At 70.6% G+C, this 19554-nt stretch carries 16 protein-coding genes; 5 read left to right on the top strand and 11 right to left on the bottom strand.

The annotated features are described in order from the left end of the window. Position 1: 1 nt before the first annotated feature. From pgsA to AB0B91_RS48280, 5 genes are all read right to left on the bottom strand, one after another. A complete protein-coding gene (pgsA, locus tag AB0B91_RS48300; RefSeq protein ID WP_358336146.1) occupies positions 2-574 on the bottom strand; it encodes a CDP-diacylglycerol--glycerol-3-phosphate 3-phosphatidyltransferase in 573 nt (190 codons plus the stop codon). Next, a complete protein-coding gene (gene rimO, locus AB0B91_RS48295; RefSeq protein WP_358336142.1) occupies positions 571-1980 on the bottom strand; it encodes a 30S ribosomal protein S12 methylthiotransferase RimO in 1410 nt (469 codons plus the stop codon). The genes pgsA and rimO overlap by 4 nt, the downstream gene beginning before the upstream one ends. 46 nt (positions 1981-2026) lie before the next feature. Then, positions 2027-2800 (bottom strand): helix-turn-helix domain-containing protein, encoded by a 774-nt coding sequence (locus AB0B91_RS48290; protein ID WP_358336139.1) that lies wholly within the window; start codon positions 2798-2800, stop codon positions 2027-2029. Between the two features lie 78 nt (positions 2801-2878). Next, positions 2879-5386: a DNA translocase FtsK 4TM domain-containing protein gene (locus AB0B91_RS48285; RefSeq protein WP_358336136.1), complete on the bottom strand. Its 2508-nt coding sequence runs from the start codon at positions 5384-5386 to the stop codon at positions 2879-2881. Positions 5387-5467: 81 nt separating this feature from the next. Then, positions 5468-6067, bottom strand: coding sequence for a response regulator (locus AB0B91_RS48280; RefSeq protein WP_358336133.1), 600 nt, complete (start codon positions 6065-6067; stop codon positions 5468-5470). Between the two features lie 129 nt (positions 6068-6196). Between AB0B91_RS48280 and AB0B91_RS48275 the strand changes: the two genes are divergently transcribed. Continuing rightward, the gene (locus tag AB0B91_RS48275) at positions 6197-8665 is read left to right on the top strand and encodes a SpoIIE family protein phosphatase (protein ID WP_358336130.1); all 2469 of its coding nucleotides are present in this window, start codon (positions 6197-6199) and stop codon (positions 8663-8665) included. Here AB0B91_RS48275 and AB0B91_RS48270 read toward each other — a convergent pair. Then, positions 8647-9582 carry an aldose epimerase family protein gene (locus AB0B91_RS48270; protein ID WP_358336127.1) on the bottom strand — a complete coding sequence of 312 codons (936 nt, stop codon included), beginning with the start codon at positions 9580-9582 and terminating at the stop codon, positions 8647-8649. The two genes, AB0B91_RS48275 and AB0B91_RS48270, sit on opposite strands and share 19 nt — an antisense overlap. Then, complete coding sequence (locus AB0B91_RS48265; protein ID WP_358336124.1) at positions 9579-10550, bottom strand: LacI family DNA-binding transcriptional regulator; 972 nt, start codon at positions 10548-10550, stop codon at positions 9579-9581. Before AB0B91_RS48265 ends, AB0B91_RS48270 begins: the two co-directional genes overlap by 4 nt. Before the next feature lie 221 nt (positions 10551-10771). Here AB0B91_RS48265 and AB0B91_RS48260 point away from each other — a divergent pair, with 221 nt between their 5' ends. From AB0B91_RS48260 to AB0B91_RS48245, 4 genes are read left to right on the top strand one after another with little or no spacing between them, the layout of a single operon-like run. After that, on the top strand, positions 10772-11662 hold the full coding sequence (locus AB0B91_RS48260; RefSeq protein ID WP_358336121.1) for an NAD(P)-dependent oxidoreductase: 891 nt from the start codon (positions 10772-10774) through the stop codon (positions 11660-11662). Continuing rightward, positions 11659-12537: a 5-dehydro-4-deoxyglucarate dehydratase gene (locus tag AB0B91_RS48255; RefSeq protein WP_358336118.1), complete on the top strand. Its 879-nt coding sequence runs from the start codon at positions 11659-11661 to the stop codon at positions 12535-12537. The genes AB0B91_RS48260 and AB0B91_RS48255 overlap by 4 nt, the downstream gene beginning before the upstream one ends. 14 nt (positions 12538-12551) lie before the next feature. Next, a complete protein-coding gene (locus AB0B91_RS48250; RefSeq protein ID WP_358336116.1) occupies positions 12552-13583 on the top strand; it encodes a mandelate racemase/muconate lactonizing enzyme family protein in 1032 nt (343 codons plus the stop codon). Positions 13584-13585: 2 nt separating this feature from the next. Then, positions 13586-15478 (top strand): DUF6807 family protein, encoded by a 1893-nt coding sequence (locus AB0B91_RS48245; RefSeq protein ID WP_358336113.1) that lies wholly within the window; start codon positions 13586-13588, stop codon positions 15476-15478. Here the strand turns inward: AB0B91_RS48245 and AB0B91_RS48240 are convergent. The 4 genes from AB0B91_RS48240 to AB0B91_RS48225 all read right to left on the bottom strand — a co-directional run. Beyond that, a complete protein-coding gene (locus AB0B91_RS48240) occupies positions 15475-16584 on the bottom strand; it encodes an alpha/beta hydrolase (RefSeq protein WP_358336110.1) in 1110 nt (369 codons plus the stop codon). The genes AB0B91_RS48245 and AB0B91_RS48240 overlap by 4 nt on opposite strands. A 3-nt stretch (positions 16585-16587) precedes the next feature. After that, positions 16588-17868, bottom strand: a complete 1281-nt coding sequence (locus AB0B91_RS48235) for a Gfo/Idh/MocA family oxidoreductase (RefSeq protein WP_358336107.1) — start codon at positions 17866-17868, stop codon at positions 16588-16590. A gap of 61 nt (positions 17869-17929) precedes the next feature. After that, complete coding sequence (locus tag AB0B91_RS48230) at positions 17930-19189, bottom strand: extracellular solute-binding protein (RefSeq protein ID WP_358336105.1); 1260 nt, start codon at positions 19187-19189, stop codon at positions 17930-17932. A 44-nt stretch (positions 19190-19233) separates the two neighbouring features. Continuing rightward, a partial coding sequence (locus tag AB0B91_RS48225) for an ABC transporter permease subunit (RefSeq protein ID WP_358336102.1) occupies positions 19234-19554 on the bottom strand: 321 nt, incomplete at its 5' end.

The raw sequence follows: 19554 nt of genomic DNA, 5'->3' as shown, positions 1-19554 counted from the left end.
ATCACTCCCCGCGCGCCCGCCTGGCCACCTGCCGTAGCTTGATGGCACGCACCACGTAGTCGACGCCCGTGGCCACCGTGACGACCAGGGCCGCGCCCATCACCACCCAGCGGACCGGGTCGAACTCGCCGGGCAGGATGTAGAGAACGATGGCCGCGATCTGCAGCACGGTCTTGACCTTGCCGCCATAGCTGGCCGGGATGACCGCGTGCCTGAGCAGCACGAATCGCAGCGCCGTGATGCCCAGCTCGCGCCCCACGATGGTGCCCGTCACCCACCACGGCAGCTCGCCGAGGATCGACAGGGACACCAGCGCCGCGCCGGTCAGCGCCTTGTCGGCGATCGGGTCGGCGATCTTCCCGAAATCGGTGATCAGCCCGTAGCGTCTGGCCAGCTCGCCGTCCAGATGGTCGGTGAGCGAGGCCACGCCGAACACCGCCAGCGCGCCCAGGCGCCAGCCCATGCCGGGCAGGAAGAGGCAGACGACGAAGAAGGGGACGAGCACCAACCGCAGGACCGTGAGGACGTTGGCGATGTTCCACGGGCTCACCACGCGGCGCTCGTCCTTGGTCATGGACCGGCCTTGATGCGCGCGATCAGGTCAACCCCCTCGGCGTCGACCACCACCGCACGCACGATCTGACCGCGGACCAGGCCGATGCCCTGGACCGTGACGGACCCGTCGACCTCGGGACCCTGGTGGGCGGCCCGGCCCTCATAGCCGCCGTCGCCCAGGTCGTCGTCGATGAGCACGTCCACCTCCGTGCCGATGCGCTCCTCCGCGCGCTGCGCGGTCAGCTCCTCCGCGAGCTCGGTCAGCACGCGCACACGATCGTCGATGACGTCCTGGCCGAGCTTGTCCGCGAAGCCGGCCGCCTCGGTGCCGTCCTCGTCGGAGTAGCCGAACACGCCGATCACGTCGAGCCTGGCCTGCTCCAGGAACCCGACCAGCTCACCGAACTCCTCCTCGGTCTCACCGGGGAAGCCGACGATGAAGTTGGAGCGCACGCCCGCCTCCGGCGCGCCCGCGCGGATGCTCTCCAGCAGCCCCAGGAAGCGCTCAGGGTCGCCGAAACGGCGCATCCGGCGCAGGACGGTGCCGCTGGCGTGCTGGAAGGACAGATCGAAGTAGGGGGCGATGCCTTCGGTGCCGGCGAGCACGTCGATCAGCCCCGGGCGCAGCTCGGCCGGCTGCAGGTAGCTGGCCCGCACCCGCTCGATGCCCTCGACGGCCGCCAGCTGCGGCAGCAGCTTCTCCAGCGCCCGCAGGTCGCCCAGGTCCTTGCCGTAGGACGTGGAGTTCTCACTGACGAGGACGAGCTCGCGCACGCCCCGGTGGCCCAGCCAGTCGGCCTCGGCCAGGAGCTCCTCGGGGTCGCGCGAGACGTAGGCGCCACGGAAGGCCGGGATGGCGCAGAACGTACAGCGGCGGTCGCAGCCGGAGGCCAGCTTGAGCGAGGCCACCGGGCTCTCGTCGAGCCGTTTGCGCAGCACGCGCGGCCCGCTGGCGGGAGCCAGCCCCTCGGGCAGGTCGCCGTGGCCGGGAATGGCGGTTTTGGGCGCGCTGGCACGATCCACCGGCGAGATGGGCAGCAGGGTGCGGCGGTCTCGCGGGGTGTGCGGCTTGAGCGGTCGGCCGGCGAGCACGTCGTCGAGGCGGCCACCGATCTCGGTGTAGTCGTCGAAGGAGATGACCGCGCTGGCCTCGGGCAGAGCGTCGGCGAGCTCGTTGCCGTAGCGCTCGGCCATGCAGCCGGCGGCGACCACCTTGGCCCCGGTGTCGGCCGCGGCCAGCAGCGTGTCGATGGAGTCCTTCTTCGCCGAGTCGATGAAGCCACACGTGTTGACGACGACGACATCGGGGTCGTCGTCGCCCAGCTGCCAGCCGGCAGCCTCAAGACGCGCGGCGAGCTCCTCGGAGTCGACCTCGTTGCGCGCGCAGCCCAGAGTGATCAGCGATGCGGTTCGGCGGGATGACATGGTGAACACTACGGTATCGGGAGTTGGCCACCACCGAGCGCACGGGCTACCTCGGTTGAGCTGCGGGAGGCACGAATGAGCGGGTCACCATCTCTCCGCGAGCACCCGCACGACCCAGGTCCTTGCCGTTGACCTGCAACGACACGGCGCCCGCGTCACCGATCACGAGATGGACGCCGGTCTCGGACTTCCAGGTCGAGCTCTTGCCCGCCGCCAACGTTCCGGTGAAGAGGTTGAGTCCCTTGCCGTCGCGGACGTTCAGGTAGGACGCGCGCTTGGCTTTCACCTTGACGACGACCATTTTTTCCTTTTTATCCTTGGCGTCCTTGGCCGTCTTCCCCTTGGCGTGTGACGCTTTGGGAGCGCGCTCGCCGATCGGGGCGTTCGGCGGCACGAGGCGCGAGTCGGCGGTGCGCACCTCGTCCGACGTGCCGCCGCCGAGCACCCTGACCGCCCCGAACACCATGACGATGGCCAGCGCGACGCCCAGCGCCATCGTCCAGTTGAGGCCGCGCCGCTCGTTGATCCTGATCTTGCGCTCGGCCTGGAAGACGGCGGCGGCCCGGATGGGCGTGGCCGCCCCGCTGTGTTCTTCGTCATAGAAGTGGACGGTCGCCACGGGATCGAGTCCGACCGCCTTGGCTACGGCCCGGACGTGTCCCCGCGCGTAGAAGTCGCCACCGCACTGTGAGAAGTCGTCACGCTCGATCGCGTAGATGATCGCCTCACGAATGCGGGTGGCCTCGCTCAGTTGCGTGACTGTCAGCCCGGCGGACCGCCGGGCCTCAGCAAGCATGGCCCCTGTGCTCTGTTCCGGCATGGCAAGCGCCTTCCGCCCCACGACGTTCTGTAATGATTCACATTCAATCAGTAGTCGTCGGGCGAACGTGCATTGGGGTCATTCGCCACGCAAGTCGGCGAGCAAACCGGCGAGCTCGTCAGGCTTCACGATCACTTCGCGAGCCTTCGAACCCTCGCTGGGGCCGACCACGTTGCGACTTTCCAGCAGGTCCATGAGCCGGCCCGCCTTGGCGAAGCCGACGCGGAGCTTGCGCTGCAGCATCGAGGTCGAGCCGAACTGCGTCGTCACGATCAGCTCGGCCGCCTGGACGAGCAGGTCGAGGTCGTCACCGATGTCACCGTCGATCTCCCGCTTGGCCGGCGCCGCGGCGACGTCGTCGCGGTACTCGGCCTGCATCTGCGTCTTGCAGTGCGTGACGATCTCGGCGATCTCCTTCTCCGACACGAACGCGTTCTGGATCCGGATGGGCTTGCTGGCGCCCATCGGCAGGAACAGCGCGTCACCCTGGCCGATGAGCTTGTCGGCGCCGGGCTGGTCGAGGATGACCCGCGAGTCGGTGAGGCTCGACACGGCGAACGCCAGCCGCGAGGGCACGTTCGCCTTGATCAGGCCGGTGACCACGTCGACCGACGGCCGCTGCGTGGCGATGACCAGGTGGATGCCGGCCGCGCGGGCGAGCTGCGTGATGCGCACGATGGAGTCCTCGACGTCACGCGGGGCGACCATCATCAGGTCGGCCAGCTCGTCGACGATCACCAGCAGGTACGGGTAGGGCTGGTAGACCCGCTCGCTGCCCGGCGGCGGCTGCAGCTTCCCGGCCCGCACGGCCTTGTTGAACTCGTCGACGTGCCGGAACCCGCTGGCGGCCAGGTCGTCGTAGCGGCGGTCCATCTCCCCCACCACCCATTCGAGGGCCTCCGCGGCCTTCTTCGGGTTGGTGATGATGGGCGTGATCAGGTGAGGGATGCCCTCGTAGACCGACAGCTCCACCCGCTTGGGGTCGACGAGCACCATGCGTACCTCGTCGGGCGTGGCGCGCATCAGGATGGAGGTGATCAGGCCGTTGACGCAGACCGACTTGCCGGCGCCGGTGGCGCCCGCGATGAGCAGGTGGGGCATCTTGGCGAGGTTCGCCACGATCGTGCGCCCCTCGACGTCCTTGCCCAGTCCCACGATCATCGGGTGGTGGTCGCCCTGGGCCACCTTGGAGTTCAGCACGTCACCCAGGGAGACCAGGTCCTTGTCCGCGTTCGGGATCTCCACCCCGATCGCCGACTTCCCCGGAATCGGCGACAAGATCCTGACATCTGCCGATTTAACGGCATAAGCGATGTTCTTGGTGAGCGCCGTGACCTTCTCCACCTTGACCGCGGGCCCCAGCTCGATCTCGTAGCGGGTCACGGTCGGGCCACGGGTGAACCCGATCACCTGCGCGTCGATGATGAACTGCTCAAGGACGCTGGTCAGCGCGTTGACGACGATGGTGTTGGCCTTCGTCTGCGGCTTGGGCGCGCTGCCCGGCTTGAGGAACTGCAGATCAGGCAGGCTGTACGGCCCGGCCTGCGGCGACAGCACCAGTTGCTCGACCTTGCGGGGCGCGGGGGTGGGCTCCGGCGGCTCGGGCTTCCTGACCGACGCCGGCGGCTCCTCCTCGTCCACCAGCCCGGGCACGATCTCGGGCGAGTGGTCGGCGCGCTTGTCCTGCTCGGAGAGCACCGGCGTGTCGAACGGCTTGATCAGCTCGCCCTTGTCGTCCACCTCGGCCTTCTTGGCCCTGGGCCGCTTCCTGACGGGCGCCGCCGCCTGATCGGCGGGCGCGTGCCGTTCGAACAGCAGGTGCTTGAGCTCGGACAGCCGCTCCGGGATGCGGTGGACGGGCGTGGCCGTGATGACCAGCACGCCGAAGCCCGACATGATCAGCAGCAGCGGGATCGTGATCCAGGCCGGCAGGATGCTCATCGGCGGCGCCGAGACGATGAACCCGATGATGCCGCCCGCCTGCGACACCCGGTCCATGCCGTCGTTGGCGGTGCCCGCCGGGTAGGGCGTGTCGTTGGCCACGTGGATGACGCCGAGCACGCCGACGAGCAGCGCGCTCCACCCGATCACCATCCGTCCGGTGTCGGCGTTCTGGTCGGGGTGGCGCAGGTAGCGCCAGGCGAGCAGGCCGAGCAGCAGCGGGATCGCCCACGCCAGCGACCCGAACACGCTGTGCACGGTGACGTTGACCACACCGGAGACCGCGCTGTCGGCTCTGCGCCAGGTCATCGCCGCCATCACGATGGCGCCGGCGAGCACGGACAGGCCCACCCCGTCGCGCCGGTGCGCGGGATCGAGGTCGCGCGCGTTCTTGCCGAGTGCCCGCGCCGTGCTGCCGATGCCGTTGGCGAGCAGCATCCAGAGTCCGACGATCAGTTTGCCGATCATCGTGAAGACCCAGCTGATCGGATCCGGGTGAGTCAAGGACGGCTTACGAGCCGACGTGGCCCCCTTCGCCCTCGGCCGCCCGGTCGAGCTGGATCCGCGCTTGGCGGGGGTCGAGCGGGCGGAGGTCGACCGCTTCGCCGGCCCCTTCGATGCGCTTTTCGGCGTACGGGTGGCCATGATGCCAAAGGTACGACGGAGACACCGCGCAACGCACTCAGGCTCGCCGAGGTGCGCGAAAGCTCTCCTACCCCAGGCCGCTCACAGCCGAACCGAGTCGAAGGCCGCCTGCATGTGCGCCACCAGGTCGACCAGATCCTGGACGGCGCCTCGCAAGCCCTCGTCGTCGGAGCAGGAGTCCGCCAGTTCGTCGAGCCGCGCCTCGACGGCGCCGAGGCGGTCGGCGAAGCCGGACAGCGCCTGCGCGTTCCTCGACAGCGCCGTGGCGTTCGGCAGGAGATCACTCAGCATCGCGTTCTTGCGGAACAGCTCGATGAAGACCGCGACCTTGGAGCGCACCACCCACGGATCGAACGGCTTGGCGATGTAGTCGACCGCGCCCACGGCGTAGCCCCGGAACGCGACGTCGGATCCGGGCTCGGTGCTGGTCAGGAAGATGATGGGCACGTCACGCGCCTGGTCGAACCGCTTGATGTGGGTCGCCGTCTCGAATCCGTCCATGCCGGGCATGAGCACGTCCAGCAGCACCACCGCGAAGTCGTGCCGGAGCATCAGCTTCATGGCCTCCTGCCCCGATCTGGCCTTGAACAGTTGCTGCTGGAGCGGGCGTAAGACGGCCTCCAGCGCGACCAGACTCTCGTCCTTGTCGTCCACCAAAAGGATCTTTACCTGGCGATTCATGCGGCGCCCTCCGGGGTCCAACAGCGCGACGATGGCGGCCTTCTTCGCAACTGGGGGTAATGAAGCCCCACAGTCTGCCACTCTGAGAGTGACCGAACTGCCACATCGAGTGATGTTCTAGGACGCACAGTGGACACGACCCGCGTGTCGAGCACGGCCTTCGACGGCACCCCCCAGGCCCCCGCGGCCGCACGACGCTTCGTACGCCAGGTGCTGGGCGAATGGCAACTGAGCCACCTGGCCGAAGACGCCGTGCTGCTGACCAGCGAACTCGTCACCAACGCCGTGGTCCATGCGGGCACGGGGCTGGAGCTGACCTGCCGGCTGGACCCGAACGCCATCCCGACCAGGCTGGAGATCGAGGTCGACGACCACCACCCGACCCGGATCGTGCCGGCCCCCGACTCGCCGGCGCCCGGCGGCACGGCCACCACGGGGCGTGGCCTCGTGCTGGCGGGCATGCTCGCCGACGCCTGGGGCGTCACGTACACGGGCACCGCCAAGCGGGTCTGGTTCCGCATGGAGCTCGACAAGGCGTGCGGGCACGAGAGCGCCTCCAGGATCCCCGCTCCGGCGCCCGCCGCGATCGCGACGTCCACGGAGAGCCTGCACCTCGCGGTCGTCGTGAGCGACCACGAGGGCCGGATCGTCACCTGGAACTGTGAGGCCGAGGCACTGCTCGGCTGGCCCGCCGCCGAGGTCACCGGCAGACCGCTGGCGGAGCTGGTCGCCTGGCGCAGGCACGGCCCGTGCGCGCTGTCCCTGTCGGACACGCTCGGCCTCGGCCGCTGGCGCGGCGAGTCCAGGATGCGGCGCCTCGACGGCGGCCTGCTCCCGGTCTACATCTCCCATCTGCGCACCGACGGCCGCGCGCAGGACCGCCGGTCGATCTGGATGGTGGTCTCCAACGAGCACCGGTACGTACTGGCCTCCCCGCCCGCCTCGTTCAAGCGGGAGCCGGGCGGGCGGATCAAGGACCTGCTCGACCGCGAGATGCCGCTCGACGAGCTGCTCGACACGATCGCGCAGATCGTCCAGTTGTCCAGCGGGGGCGACGCCGCCTACGTCCTGGTGCGGGCCGAGGGCGGCAACCGGTTCGGCGTCGTGGCGGGCGCGGGGTCGACGGCGGGGCTGGTGGGCGTGGTGGCCGCCGGCGTGTTCAGCACGGAGCAGAAGGCCCCCGCGATGGTCGAGGACCTGCTGGCCGCCGACGTCGAGCTGGCTCAGCGGCTCCAGGCCCGGTCACTGGCGTGCGCGCCGCTCATCGTGGCGGGCGAGGTGACCGGCTACCTCGTGGTGACGGCCGCCGAGCCCGGCCGGTTCGACCAGGCGCTCACCGCGAGCCTGCAGCACATCGCGGACCAGGTCGCGGCGACCGTGCAACGCGAGCGACTGGCCGAGCAGGACCGGGCTCATCGGGGCCGGCTGTCGTTCCTCGCCGAGGCCGGCGAACTGCTCGCGGGCGTGCACGACGAGGAGCTGATCGCGGCCCTGACGGCTCAGCTCGTGGTGCCCAAGATCGCCACCTGGGCGGCGGTCTACCTGACCGACCTGGCGGGCATGACCAGGCTCGCGCACGTGTGGCACAGCGAGGAGCACCACAACGCCGACCTGCGCAAGGCCCTGCCCGTCATCCCGCGTTCGACGCTGGGCGAGGTGACCTGGCCGGTCGGGCCGGAGAGCGTGCTGTCGTTCCCACTGATGACCCAGGGCCGCTCGCACGGCGCGCTGGTGATCGGGCGCATCGAGCCGACCCTGCCGCTGGAGCTGGCCGACCTGCTCGCCGACCTGTGCCGCCTGGTGGCGCTCAACCTCCACACGGCCATGCTCTACTCGCGGCAGGCGACCACGTCGCGGGTGCTGCAGCGCAGCCTGCTGCCCATGCGGGTCGCGCCGATGCCGGGGCTGGAGTCCGCGGTCGTCTACGAGCCGGCGGAAGAGGGCGCGGACGTCGGCGGCGACTTCTACGACCTGTTCGCCGTCGGCGACCACTGGTGCTTCGCCCTCGGCGACGTGTGCGGCAGCGGCCCGGAGGCCGCCGCCGTGACCGGGCTGGCCCGCCACGCCGTACGGCTGCTGGCCAAGGAGCACTACACGGTGGCCGACATCCTCGACCGGCTCAACCGGACGCTGCTCGACGAGGGCGAGGACGGCCGCTTCCTCAGCCTGCTCTGCGGCCAGCTGACGCCGCTGCCCCAGGGCGGCGCGCTGTGCACCCTGGCCTCCGCGGGCCATCCCGTGCCCCTGCTGCTGCGCGCGAACGGCGAGGTCGTGCCCGTCGCCACCTCGCAGTTGCTGCTGGGCGTCGACGGCGGCGCGCGGTTCTACACCGAGTCGTTCGAGCTGCTGCCCGAGGAGTTGCTCCTGTGCGTCACCGACGGCGTCACCGAGCGGCGCGACGGCGACCGGCTGCTCGATGACGACGACGGGCTGACCGCGATCCTGTCGGGCTGCTCGGGGCTGAGCGCGCACGCCGTGGCCGAGCGGATCCGGCAGGCGGTCGAGTCGTTCGCCTCCGAGCCGTCACATGACGACGTGGCGCTGCTGGTGCTCCGGGCCACGACCGCGCTGCGCGCGGGTCAGGCGGTGAACCTGTAGGTGGTGGTGGAGGTGCGGTTTTCGCCCGGCCTGACCACGGTCGACGGGAACCGCGGCTGGTTGGGCGAGTCGGGGAAGTGCTGCGTCTCCAGGCAGAGACCCGCGTGCGGTCCGTACGGCGTGGCGACGCCGTCGAGCATGCCACCCGCGTAGAACTGGACGCCCGGCTCGGTGGTCGTGACCTCCATGGTCAGGCCGCGCTCGGTCACCCGGATGCCGCCGTCGAGCACGTAGCAGTGGTCATAGCCGCCGTCGTAGCGCTCGCCCACCGCGTGCGGCGTGGTGAAGTCGAACTCCGTGCCCTTGACCGGCGCCGGCTCGCCGGTGGGGATCTTGTGCTCGTCGACGGGCAGGTAGTGCTCGGCGTCGATCTGGATCACGTGCCCGAGCACGTCGCCGCCGCCCGCGAGGTTGAAGTAGGAGTGGTTGGTGAGGTTGACGACGGTCGGCGCGTCGGTCTCGGCCGTGTAGTCGAGGCGCAGGGCGTCGTCTTCGAGCGTGTAGGTGATCGAGGCGGTCAGCGTGCCCGGGTAGCCCTGGTCGCCGTCGGGGCTGATCACCGTGAGCGTCACGGAGGAGCCGGTGGCCTCGGAGATCGTCCACACCTTGCGGTCGAAGCCGTGGTCACCGCCGTGCAGGCTGTTGGGCCCGTTGTTGAGCGGCAGGCGGTGTTCGGCTCCGTCGAGGGTGAAGCGGCCGCCGGCGATGCGGTTGCCGTACCTGCCGACGACAGCGCCGAAGTAGCGGCTACGGGTCAGGTAATCCTCCAGCGTGGTCAGCCCGAGCACCACATTGACGCCCGAGACCTCCAGCGACTGCAGGATGGCGCCGTAACTGAGCACGCTGGCGCGCAGCCGTCCCGAGGACAGCTCGACACGCTCGACCTGTTCACCAGACGGCAGCGTTCCGAAGATCATTTGGGTGCCTTTCCCGTGGACTCGCGGATGATCAGGGCGGTCTCCAGCATCGTGGCGGCGGCGGTGGCCGCCGAGTCGACGGACTGGAGCAGCAGGTCGACGGCGATCCGGCCGGCGGCGGCGGTGGGCATGGCGATCGTCGTCAGCTTCGGGCGGCTCAGCCGGCCCGGCACGATGTCGTCCACGCCGATCACGCTGACGTCGCCGGGGACGTTCTTGCCCCGCTCGGCGAGTCCTTCGATGAGGCCGATGGCGACCAGGTCGTTGTAGGCCAGCACGCCCGTCGCGCCGGAGGCGATGACGTCGGTGGCCGCCGCCAGGCCGCCCTGCTCCGTCGGCGGGTTGGGGCCGAGGAAGACGACGTCCACGTCGTTCATCGCGGCCGCCGCCTCCTGCATCTCCTTGCTGGTCCACGACCCGCTGGGCCCGGTGACCAGCGCGAGGCGGCGGTGCCCGAGCGCGGTGAGATGCTCGACGGCCAGCCTGGCGCCGCGGCCCACGTCCATGAGCACGGTGGGCAGGCCCTTGGCCCGGCGGTTCACCACGACGAAGGGCACCTCCTCGCGCAGGCGCTCTATCGTCCGGTTCGTCAGGCGCGGGCTGCACAGCAGCACGCCGTCGACCTGCTTGGTGAGGGTCTGGATCAGATCCTCCTCCACCTGCGGGTCCTCGTCGGTGTCGGCCACGAACACGTGGTAGTCGCGGAGCCTGGCCTGCGCCTGGGCAGCCTTGATCAGCGGCGGGAAGAAGGGGTTGGCGATGTCGGCCACGATGAGGCCGATGTTGTGGGTGCGGCCCGTGGTCAGCGCCCGCGCGGCGCGGTTGGGCCGGTAGCCGAGATCCTCGGCGATGGCGAGCACGCGGGTGCGTGTCTCGGGATTGACCAGGTGGGGCGCGGAGAACGCCCGGGACACCGTGGACACATGCACGCCCGACGCCTCAGCCACGTCACGAATCGTCACCGCCACGCTTGGCCTCCTCCGACCGTGCTTAGTACTTTAGTGCAATCGTTTGTATCGCTGTCAATCAGCCATTGCCGCCGGATTTTTCAGCTAAATCCCCACCATATCTCTTCATATGGGCAAACAGCCTGGCCGGAACAGGACCGGCCGCTTGACGTTCTCCCGGCCTCGCCTCGATACTTTCTGCAACCGGTTGCCGTATCCAACGCAGGAGTGGTGAACGACCGATGACACGAACACTGGTGACCGGCAGCGCCGGTCGGCTAGGGCGCAGCGTGGTCGTCTCCTTGGCCCAGGCCGGTCATGAGGTGATCGGCATCGACGCCGTCCCGGGCACTCCCGCCGAGGCCGCGGTCACCCTGCCCGCCGACCTGACGAACCTGGGCGAGGCGTATGACGTCATGGCCCGCTTCCGGCCCGACGCGGTGATCCACCTGGCCGCGATCGCGACCCCGTTCAGCCGTACCGACGGGCTGACCTTCCGTACCAACACCCAGCTCGCCTTCAACGTGTGCCAGGCCGCGAGCAACACCGGCGTCGGCAAGGTGGTGGTGGCCAGCAGCCCCACCGTCATCGGCTACGGCTCGCCCGGCGGCTGGGCGCCCAGTTACCTGCCCATCGACGAGGAACACCCCGTCGCGCCCTCGAACGCCTACAGCCTGTCCAAGCTCGTGGCCGAACAGACGATGGCGGCATTCGCCCGCGGCGGCTCTCAGACGCGGTTCGCGGCGGTGCGGCCGTGCTTCGTGGTGGCTCCGGAAGACTGGGCGGGCGCTCCGACCCAGTCGGGCCACACGATCGTCGAACGGCTGGACCGGCCGGACATCGCCGGGGTCTCGCTGTTCAACTACCTCGACGCCCGGGACGCCTCCGATCTGATCGCCGTGCTTCTCGACCGCCTGCCCGACCTGCCCAACGGCGAGGTGTTCTTCGCGGGGGCGGCCGACGCGCTGGCCCGCGAGCCACTGGCGGAGGTGCTCCCCGCCGTCATCCCCTCGACCACCGCCGCGGCCGCGAACCTGACCGGGACCGCTCCCGCCTTCACCTCCGCCAAGGCCGGGCGGATGCTGGGCTGGACCCCCAAGCGCTCCTGGCGCACCGAACTGGAGACCGGATGAATCTCAGCGGAGTCCTCTTCTTCCCCGTCACCCCCTTCGACCCCGCCCACGGGCTGGCCGAGGAGGTGCTGGCCGAGCACATCAGGCGCGGGCTCGAACACCGGCCCGGCGCGGTGTTCGCGGCCTGCGGCACGGGCGAGTTCCCCGCGCTGTCCGAGTCGGAGCACGCCGCGGCCGTCCGGGTGGCCGTCGAGACCACGGCCGGCCAGGTGCCGGTGTTCGCGGGCGCCGGCGGCCCGCTCGGCTCGGCGCTCAGCCAGGCCCGCGCGGCCCGCGAGGCGGGCGCCGACGGCCTCCTGCTCATGCCCCCATACCTGGCCACGGGCACCGTCGAGGGTTTCGCCGCCTACGTACGCGCTGTCGCGGCGATCCTGCCGGTCATCATCTACCAGCGCGGCTCGGTGGCGCCGACCCCCGAGCAGGTCGTGGCGCTGGCCAGGATCCCGGGCGTGATCGGCCTCAAGGACGGCCTGGGCGACATCGACCTCATCCAGCGCACCGTGCTGGCCGTGCGCAGGGAGATCGGCGACGACTTCCGGTTCTTCAACGGGCTGCCGACGGCCGAGCTGACGATGGGCGCCTACCGCGGGATCGGCGTGGAGCTCTACTCCTCCGCCGTCTTCGCCTTCGCGCCGGAGATCGCCACCGCGTTCATGAACGGCGCCGACCACCTGCTCACCGAGTTCTACGAGCCGCTCGTCCGGCTCCGCTCCAAGGTCCCCGGCTACGCCGTCTCCCTGGTCAAGGCCGGGGTACGCCTCGGCGGGCTGGACGCGGGCCCGGTGCGCCCGCCGCTGGTCGACGCTTCTCCGGAGCACGTGGCCGAGCTCAAGGCCCTGATCGAACACGGACGGTCGCTGGCGGGCAGCTCATGATCAGCGACCTGAAAGTGAGTGCTCACACGGCCCGGCTACCCAGGCCGTGGGGTCCCGACGTGCCCGCCAACCACGTCATGGTGGTGGAGATCACGCTGGCCGACGGCCGGACGGGGACCGGGTTCTCCTGGACGCCGCAGATCGGCGCGCGGGCCGTACAGGCGTTGCTGGAGCACGACATCCGCGAGGCCGTCATCGGCCTGGACCCGCACCCCGAAGTCGTGTGGGACCGGCTCTGGCGGCACCTGCGCGAGGCGGGGCCCGGCGGGATCACCACGGTCGCGCTGGCCGGGGTGGACCTGGCGCTGTGGGATCTGCGCTGCGGCGAGCGCGGCCTGACCGACGTGCTGGGCCGGCGCCGGGACACGGTGCCGGTGTACGGCAGCGGCGTGAACCTGCACTACTCGCTGGAGGAGCTGGTCGCCCAGGCCGGGCGGTGGAAGGCCGCGGGCTATCCCGGGATCAAGATGAAGGTGGGCCGGCCCGACCTCGCCGAGGACGTCGAGCGGGTGGCCGCGGTCCGCGAGGTCGTCGGCCCCGGCACGCTGCTGATGATCGACGCCAACCAGCGCTGGGACCTGCACCGGGCCCGCCGCGCGGTCGAGGCGCTGGCCCCGTACGACCTGCACTGGCTGGAGGAGCCGCTGCCCGCCGACGACGTCGCCGCGCACGTGGAGCTGAGGCGGTCCGTGGACGTGCCCATCGCGGTCGGCGAGAACGTCTACACCGTCTACGGCTTCCGTGACCTGCTGACGGCGGGGGCCTGCGACATCGTGCAGCCCAACGTGGTCAGGGTGGGCGGCATCACCCCGTTCCTGCGCATCACCGAGCTGGCGCGGGCTTTCGACGTGCCGGTCTACCCGCACCTGCTGCCCGACCTGTCGGCGCAGCTCGCGCTGGCCCTGCCGCTGCCGTGCATGGCCGAGGAGGTCGAGGACGCCTCGTTCGCCGCGCTGGGGCTGCTGGCCGAGCCGTACCCCGTCCACGTGAGCGACGCGAAAGTACGCGTCGGAGAGCACCGGGGGCTCGGCCTCCACTGGAGATGAGCATGCGGGTCGTACTCGCCGGAGCGCACGGATTCGGCGCCCACTACCTGAACCGGCTGCGTCGCCTGGCCGGCCAGGTCGAGCTGGCCGGCATCTGCGACGTGCGGCCGGTCTCCCCCGAAGACCTCGAGGGGCTCGGCACGCCGGAGTTCTCCGCCGACCTGCCCGAGCTGATCAAGCGGACCGGGGCGCGGATCGCGATCCTGGCCACCCCGATCCCGACGCACGCCGACCTGGCGCTGGCGGCGCTGGCGGCGGGCGCGCACGTGCTGGTGGAGAAGCCGACGGCGGCCACGCTCGCCGACTTCGAGCGGATGGAGCGGGCCGCCGCCGAGGCCGGTCTCGCCTGCCAGGTGGGCTTCCAGAGCCTCGCGTCCGCCGCCCTGCCGGAGGTGCGCCGGCTGATCGCCGAGGACACGATCGGGCGCGTGACCGGCATCGGAGTGGCGGGGGCGTGGCCGCGGCCCGCCTCCTACTTCACCCGCAGCTCCTGGTCGGGCCAGCGTCGGCTCGACGGTGTGGACATCGTGGACGGCGCGCTCACCAACCCGTTCGCGCACGCCGTCGCCACCGCCCTCGCCGTGGCGGGCGCCGAGGAACGCGGCGCGGTCACCTCGGTCGAGGCGGAGCTCTTCCACGCCAACGCCATCGAGTCGGACGACACCTCGGCCATCCGGATCCACCTGGCGGACGGGCCGCCGATCGTGGCCGCCGTGACGCTCTGCGCCACCGGCCGCGACGAGCCGTACGTGGTCGTCCACGGCGAGCGCGGCAAGATCACCTTCACGTACACGGTGGACGAGGTCCGCGTCGGCGACGGCCCCGTACGTCGCTTCCCTCGCGCCGACCTGCTGGAGAACCTCGTCGAGCACGTACGCGCCGGAGCCCCGCTGATCGTGCCGATCCAGCGGACCGGGGCGTTCATGGAGGTCCTGGAGGCCATCAGGGTCGCGCCCGACCCGCTGCCGATCGCCGCGGACCACCAGGACCTTTCGGGCGAAGGACCGGCGCTGCCCGGCATCGCCCAGTTGGTCGAGACCTGCGCGGACCGGCTGGAGCTCTTCTCCGAGCTGGGCGTGAGCTGGGCCGTGCCGCTCATGGTGGCGGACCGGGTGGTGGCCGAGTACGTCACGCGGCCCGACCTGCCGATCACCGCGGCTCCGCGGCCCTACCTCCACCCGGTGCGCACGCTGGGCGGCACGGTGGTGACCGAGGTGCGGCCGGCGGACCATCCGCACCATCTCGGTGCCGGGGTGGCCGTCACGGACGTCGGCGGGCGCAACTTCTGGGGCGGGCGCACGTTCGTCAGGGACCAGGGGCCGCAATGGCTCGACGACCACGGGACGCAGCGGCACGTGTCCTTCACCGGGCGCGACGCCTCGGGCTTCGCCGAGACGCTGCTGTGGCAGCGGCCCGGCGAGGACCCGGTGGTGCGTGAGGAGCGGTCCGTGCGGGCCGTCCCGCTGTCACGGGGCTGGGCGCTGGACTTCGGCTTCACGCTGCGCAATCTCACGGGCGCGCCGCTGACGATCCAGAGCTCGGCGACCAAGGGCCGGGCCGGGGCGGGCTACGGCGGGTTCTTCTGGCGGGCGCCGGCGGCCTCGCGGGGGTTGCGGGTGTTCACCGGCGCGGCCGAGGGCGAGGAGCTGGTCCACGGCTCCCGGGAGCCGTGGCTGGCGCTGGCGGGCGAGGACTGGACGCTGGTGTTCGCCCGGGCGGGGGACGATCCGTGGTTCGTCCGCGTGGCGCAGTATCCCGGTGTGGGCACCGCGCTGGCCTGGGACACGCCGCTGGTCTTCGAGGACGAGCTGATCCGGCACGTGTCCGTGGTGGTGGCCGACGGGCGCCTGTCCGCCTCCGAGGCGGCCGAGCTGGCGCTGGAGGCGGACGGCTAGCTGCTCGTGTCGGACGGCTCGCTCTTGAGGTGGGCGGCCAGCCAGGTGAAGGCGTGCTCCTGCATGGGGACGTCGAAGGCGTGCGGGGCGTCGAAGAAGACGCCCTCGTAGCCGCCGTCCGGGTGGTGGCCCGCGATGGCCTCGTGCGCCGCGCGCATCCCGGCGAGCGGGAACAGCTGGTCCCGCTCGCCGTACAGGACCAGGAGCGGCTCGGGCGCGCGGGCGGCGACCAGCGCCGGCCAGTCGCAGACGCGCGACAGGCCGGGCGGGAAGAACATCCAGGTGTGCCCGGCGACGTAGCCGTCCAGGAGTTCGCGGTAGCTGGAGACCATCGCGGCGACGGCGACCGCGGCGACGCCGGGGTCGAACGCGCCGAGCAGCCCGGCGCGCAATCCGCCCCCTGACAACCCCACGCATCCGACCTGTCCGATATCGGGGCGCGACCGCAGGTAGGCCGCGGCGGCGAGGTCCTCGCCCGCCACCACGCCGGCCAGCGACGTGCCGAGCAGCGTGCAGTACTTCTCCAGGACGTGCTCGTGGTGCCCGGCCGCGACGTCATAGCGGTCCGCCTCGGACATGGCGGGATCGTCCGCCTGGGCGAGCACCCGCTCGGGCATGTCCGCCCGGTCGAACCGGCGGCTGCCCCAGCCGATCACGTCATGGACGAGCACGGCGAAGCCGCGCCTGGCGAGCTCGCCCGCGTAGGCGCGGCCGCCGTAGATCTGCTCGCGCAGCCGCCGCACCTCGGGCGTGGGCGGCTCGGGACCGTCCGCGATCTTCTCCTTGCCCGCCCACTTCATGCCCGCGTGGCAGTGCAGCGCGAGCACGCCGGGCAGCCTTCCCTGCGCGTCGCGGGGCTTCAGCAGGTAGGCGTGGGTACGCGGGCCGAAGCCCACCGACCAGGAGAGCTCTTCGCCGCTGAGGTCCCGCGTCGTCCACGAGCGCTCGACCCGGACGTCTCGTGCCTCCAGGTCGAGCGTCCCGATGGCCTCGCGGGCGGCCTTCCTGAGCGCGGGGCCCGGCGCGGCGTCGGGAAACAGTCCGCGCCGGCCCTCCGCGAGCTCGACCAAGCCGGAGAACTCTCCGAGATGGCGCAGCTCACGCACCGGTCAACCCCCTACAAGGCGGGTGCCGTCGGCGGCGAGGCGGACGGGGGCGCCGGTGGCGGCCGAGCGGGTGGCGGCCACGCCGACCAGCACGCTCCGCAGTCCGTCGCGGTAGCCGGCCGGGCGCCCGAGCGGGTCGTCGCCGGGTCCGCGGAAGACGTCGTCCAGCAGCAGCCGGTCGCCGCCGCCGTGGCCGCCCGCGCCCTGCTCGATGGCGATCTCCTCGCGCTCCTGCCAGTGCCGGTGCAGGATGAGCTTCTCCCCGGCGCCGGCCAAGTGCTCCTTGCCCGCGGCGCTGGGGTCGATCGCGGCGTGCTCCGGGGTCCAGGGCCGCTCGATGACGTCCAGCTCGATCCGGCCCTCCGTGCCGTTGAACACCACGCGATAGCCCTCGTACGGGGCGTGCGCGGTGAGGGAGTAAGTGAGCATGGCCCGGTTCGCGTAGCGGACCAGGACCGACATGTTGTCGTCGATCGTCACGCCCGGCCCGAAGACGTCCTGGTCGCGGATGTAGCCGTCCTCGTGCTCGGCATCCAGATAGAGGCGCTTGAGCCGCTCATCGGTGGAGATGTCGAGGATGAACGGGTCGGTGCCCAGGCCGGGCGCGCCCTGGCCGCGGGCGGGGCGCGGGCCTCGGGGCAGGGCCTGGCCGTAGAAGCGCAGGTCGGTCTGGGCGAAGACGAGTTCGGGCGCCGCCGCGAGCCACCAGTTGACCAGGTCGAAGTGGTGGGTGGACTTGTGGACGAGCAGCCCGCCCGAGTTGACCCGCTCGCGGTGCCAGCGGCGGAAGTAGTCGGCGCCGTGGATGGTGTCGAGCGCCCAGTCGAAGTGCACGGAGGTGACGTCGCCGATCGCGCCTTCGCTGATGAGCTTCTTGACCGCCGAGTTACGCGGCGAGTAGCGGTAGTTGAAGGTGACCACCAGCTTGCCCGGGTTGCGCTCGGCGGCGGCGGCGATGGCCTCGCAGCCTTCGACGTCGATGGTGAGGGGCTTCTCCACGATGACGTCGAGCCCGGCGTCGAGGGCGGCGACGACGTAGCGGGCGTGCGTGGCGTCCACCGTGGTGACCACGACGGCGTCGGCCAGCTCCAGCAGCTTGCCGAACTCATCGGGGCCGAAGCACGGCACCTGGTGGCCGATGCGCTCGACGTAGTAGTTCATGCGCGTCTGGTTGACGTCGCACAGGCCGGCGATCGTACCGGTGTCTCGCCAGTCGCCCAGCAGGGCGTCGACGTACATCTGCGCGCGATGGCCGAGGCCGACGAAGGCGTACCTGGTGCTCAACTTCTCTCCCCGAGTCGTGGAGTGGTGGCTGGGGGCCGGGACCCCCAGCCGGGATCAGACCTCAGCCGGCCAGAGCGGCGTTGGCCTCGGTCAGGAACTTCTGCGCGCCGGCGTCCGGCGACGTCTTGCCGAAGAGGACCTCCTCGCTGTTGCGCTTGAGGATGTCCTCCATCTGGAGCGCGCCCTTCGGCGGGGCGCTGATCGGGCTCAGCTCGCTCTTGACGTCAGCGATGAAGGTCAGCGTCTTCTGGTCGACGGGCGGCAGTTTGCCCTTGACGGCGGCGAGTACCTTGGCGTTGGTCGGCAGGCCGCGGTCGCTCAGCAGGAGCGCGGCCGCGTCCGGGTCGTTGACCATGAAGTCGATGAACTTGCCCGCTTCCGTGGCGTGCTCGGACTTGGCGGAGGCCGTGTAGAACATCGCGGGTTGCAGGAACATGCCGCCGGTGGTCGCGCCCGCGGCCTTGGGCATCCGCAACAGGGTCATCTCCTGGCCCGACGCCTTGGACAGGGCGTTGAGCTGGTTGCTCCACCACATGCCCATCGCGCCCGCGTTGGTGGCCAGCAGCGACTGCTCAGGCCCCAAGGAGATCAGCTCGGCGCTCTTCGCGGCGTCCCTGGCCCCCTTCGTCTGGATGAGCTGCTGGTGGATGGCCCACCACGCCTTCAGCGTGTCGGCGGTGATCCCGATCTTGTTGCCGTCGTAGAACTTCTCGCCGCGCTGGGCCGCGAAGATCTGCAGCCAGGCGGGGTTGTAGTTGTACTCGGCTCCGACTACGCCGCCGCCGGCCACGGTGACCTGCTTGGCCATGTTCACCCAGTCGTCCCAGGTCCACGACTTGTCGTCGGGCAGCTTCTGCTTGGCCTTCTCCAGCGCCGCCGAGTTGGCGAGCATCGAGAAGGTGTTGACGCCGGTCGGGATGGCGTACTGCTTGCCGTCGATCTGACCGCTGGTGAGCACCTGCTGGTCGAGGTCGGCGGTGGGCACCTTGCCCGACAGGTCGGCCAGGGCGTTACGGCCCGCGTACTCGCTCAGGCCGCGGATCTCGATGCTGATCACGTCAGGCGCGTCGTTGGCGGCCACCTTGGTGGCGAGCTTCTCGTAGTAGCTCTCCCAGTTGGAGAAGTCGCCTTCGACGTCGATGGTCGGGTTCTTCTCCTCGAACTTCTTGATCACCTGCTCGGTGAGCTTCTGCCGGGAGTCGCTGCCCCAGTACGAGAAGCGGAGATGGACCTTGTCGTCGGCCGACTTGCCGCCACCACTGCCGCAGCCGGCGGCGGCCGTCATCACGGCCACCGATAGCAGGGCGACTGTCCACTTCATCCTGGGCTTCACAGCACTACCTCCTGGTCAAGCGTTGGGGGGTGTTATTTCAGGCCGGTGGTCGCCACACCACGGATCAGGTACTTCTGACCGGCTAGAAAAAAGCCGAAGATCGGCCCCAGTGACACGATCGACATCGCGAACATGGGGCCCCACGACGACTCGCCACTGGAGTCTAGGAAGGAGCGGAGGGCTACTGCCACCGTTAGATTGTCGGAATTGGTCAGGTAAAGGTTCTGACTGAAGAAGTCATTCCACGTCCAGATAAAAGTGAAGATGCCGGTCGTGGCGAGGGCCGGGGTGCAGAGCGGGAGGATCACCTGGAGGAAGACCCGCCAGTAGCCCGCGCCGTCGATGGCGGCGGC

The organism is Nonomuraea sp. NPDC049141, assembly GCF_040648415.1.
Classification (GTDB): Bacteria; Actinomycetota; Actinomycetes; order Streptosporangiales; family Streptosporangiaceae; genus Nonomuraea.
The sequence above is the reverse complement of the archived record's forward strand: the minus strand, read 5'-3'. Positions and strand labels throughout refer to the sequence as shown.

What these genes read in the sequence shown, in the direction of transcription:
- pgsA (WP_358336146.1), bottom strand. Translation starts at nt 574, where the DNA reads ATGACCAAGGACGAGCGCCGCGTGGTGAGCCCGTGGAACATCGCCAAC.
- rimO (WP_358336142.1), bottom strand. Translation starts at nt 1,980, where the DNA reads ATGTCATCCCGCCGAACCGCATCGCTGATCACTCTGGGCTGCGCGCGC.
- AB0B91_RS48290 (WP_358336139.1), bottom strand. Translation starts at nt 2,800, where the DNA reads ATGCCGGAACAGAGCACAGGGGCCATGCTTGCTGAGGCCCGGCGGTCC.
- AB0B91_RS48285 (WP_358336136.1), bottom strand. Translation starts at nt 5,386, where the DNA reads ATGGCCACCCGTACGCCGAAAAGCGCATCGAAGGGGCCGGCGAAGCGG.
- AB0B91_RS48280 (WP_358336133.1), bottom strand. Translation starts at nt 6,067, where the DNA reads ATGAATCGCCAGGTAAAGATCCTTTTGGTGGACGACAAGGACGAGAGT.
- AB0B91_RS48270 (WP_358336127.1), bottom strand. Translation starts at nt 9,582, where the DNA reads ATGATCTTCGGAACGCTGCCGTCTGGTGAACAGGTCGAGCGTGTCGAG.
- AB0B91_RS48260 (WP_358336121.1), top strand. Translation starts at nt 10,772, where the DNA reads ATGACACGAACACTGGTGACCGGCAGCGCCGGTCGGCTAGGGCGCAGC.
- AB0B91_RS48255 (WP_358336118.1), top strand. Translation starts at nt 11,659, where the DNA reads ATGAATCTCAGCGGAGTCCTCTTCTTCCCCGTCACCCCCTTCGACCCC.
- AB0B91_RS48245 (WP_358336113.1), top strand. Translation starts at nt 13,586, where the DNA reads ATGCGGGTCGTACTCGCCGGAGCGCACGGATTCGGCGCCCACTACCTG.
- AB0B91_RS48230 (WP_358336105.1), bottom strand. Translation starts at nt 19,189, where the DNA reads ATGAAGTGGACAGTCGCCCTGCTATCGGTGGCCGTGATGACGGCCGCC.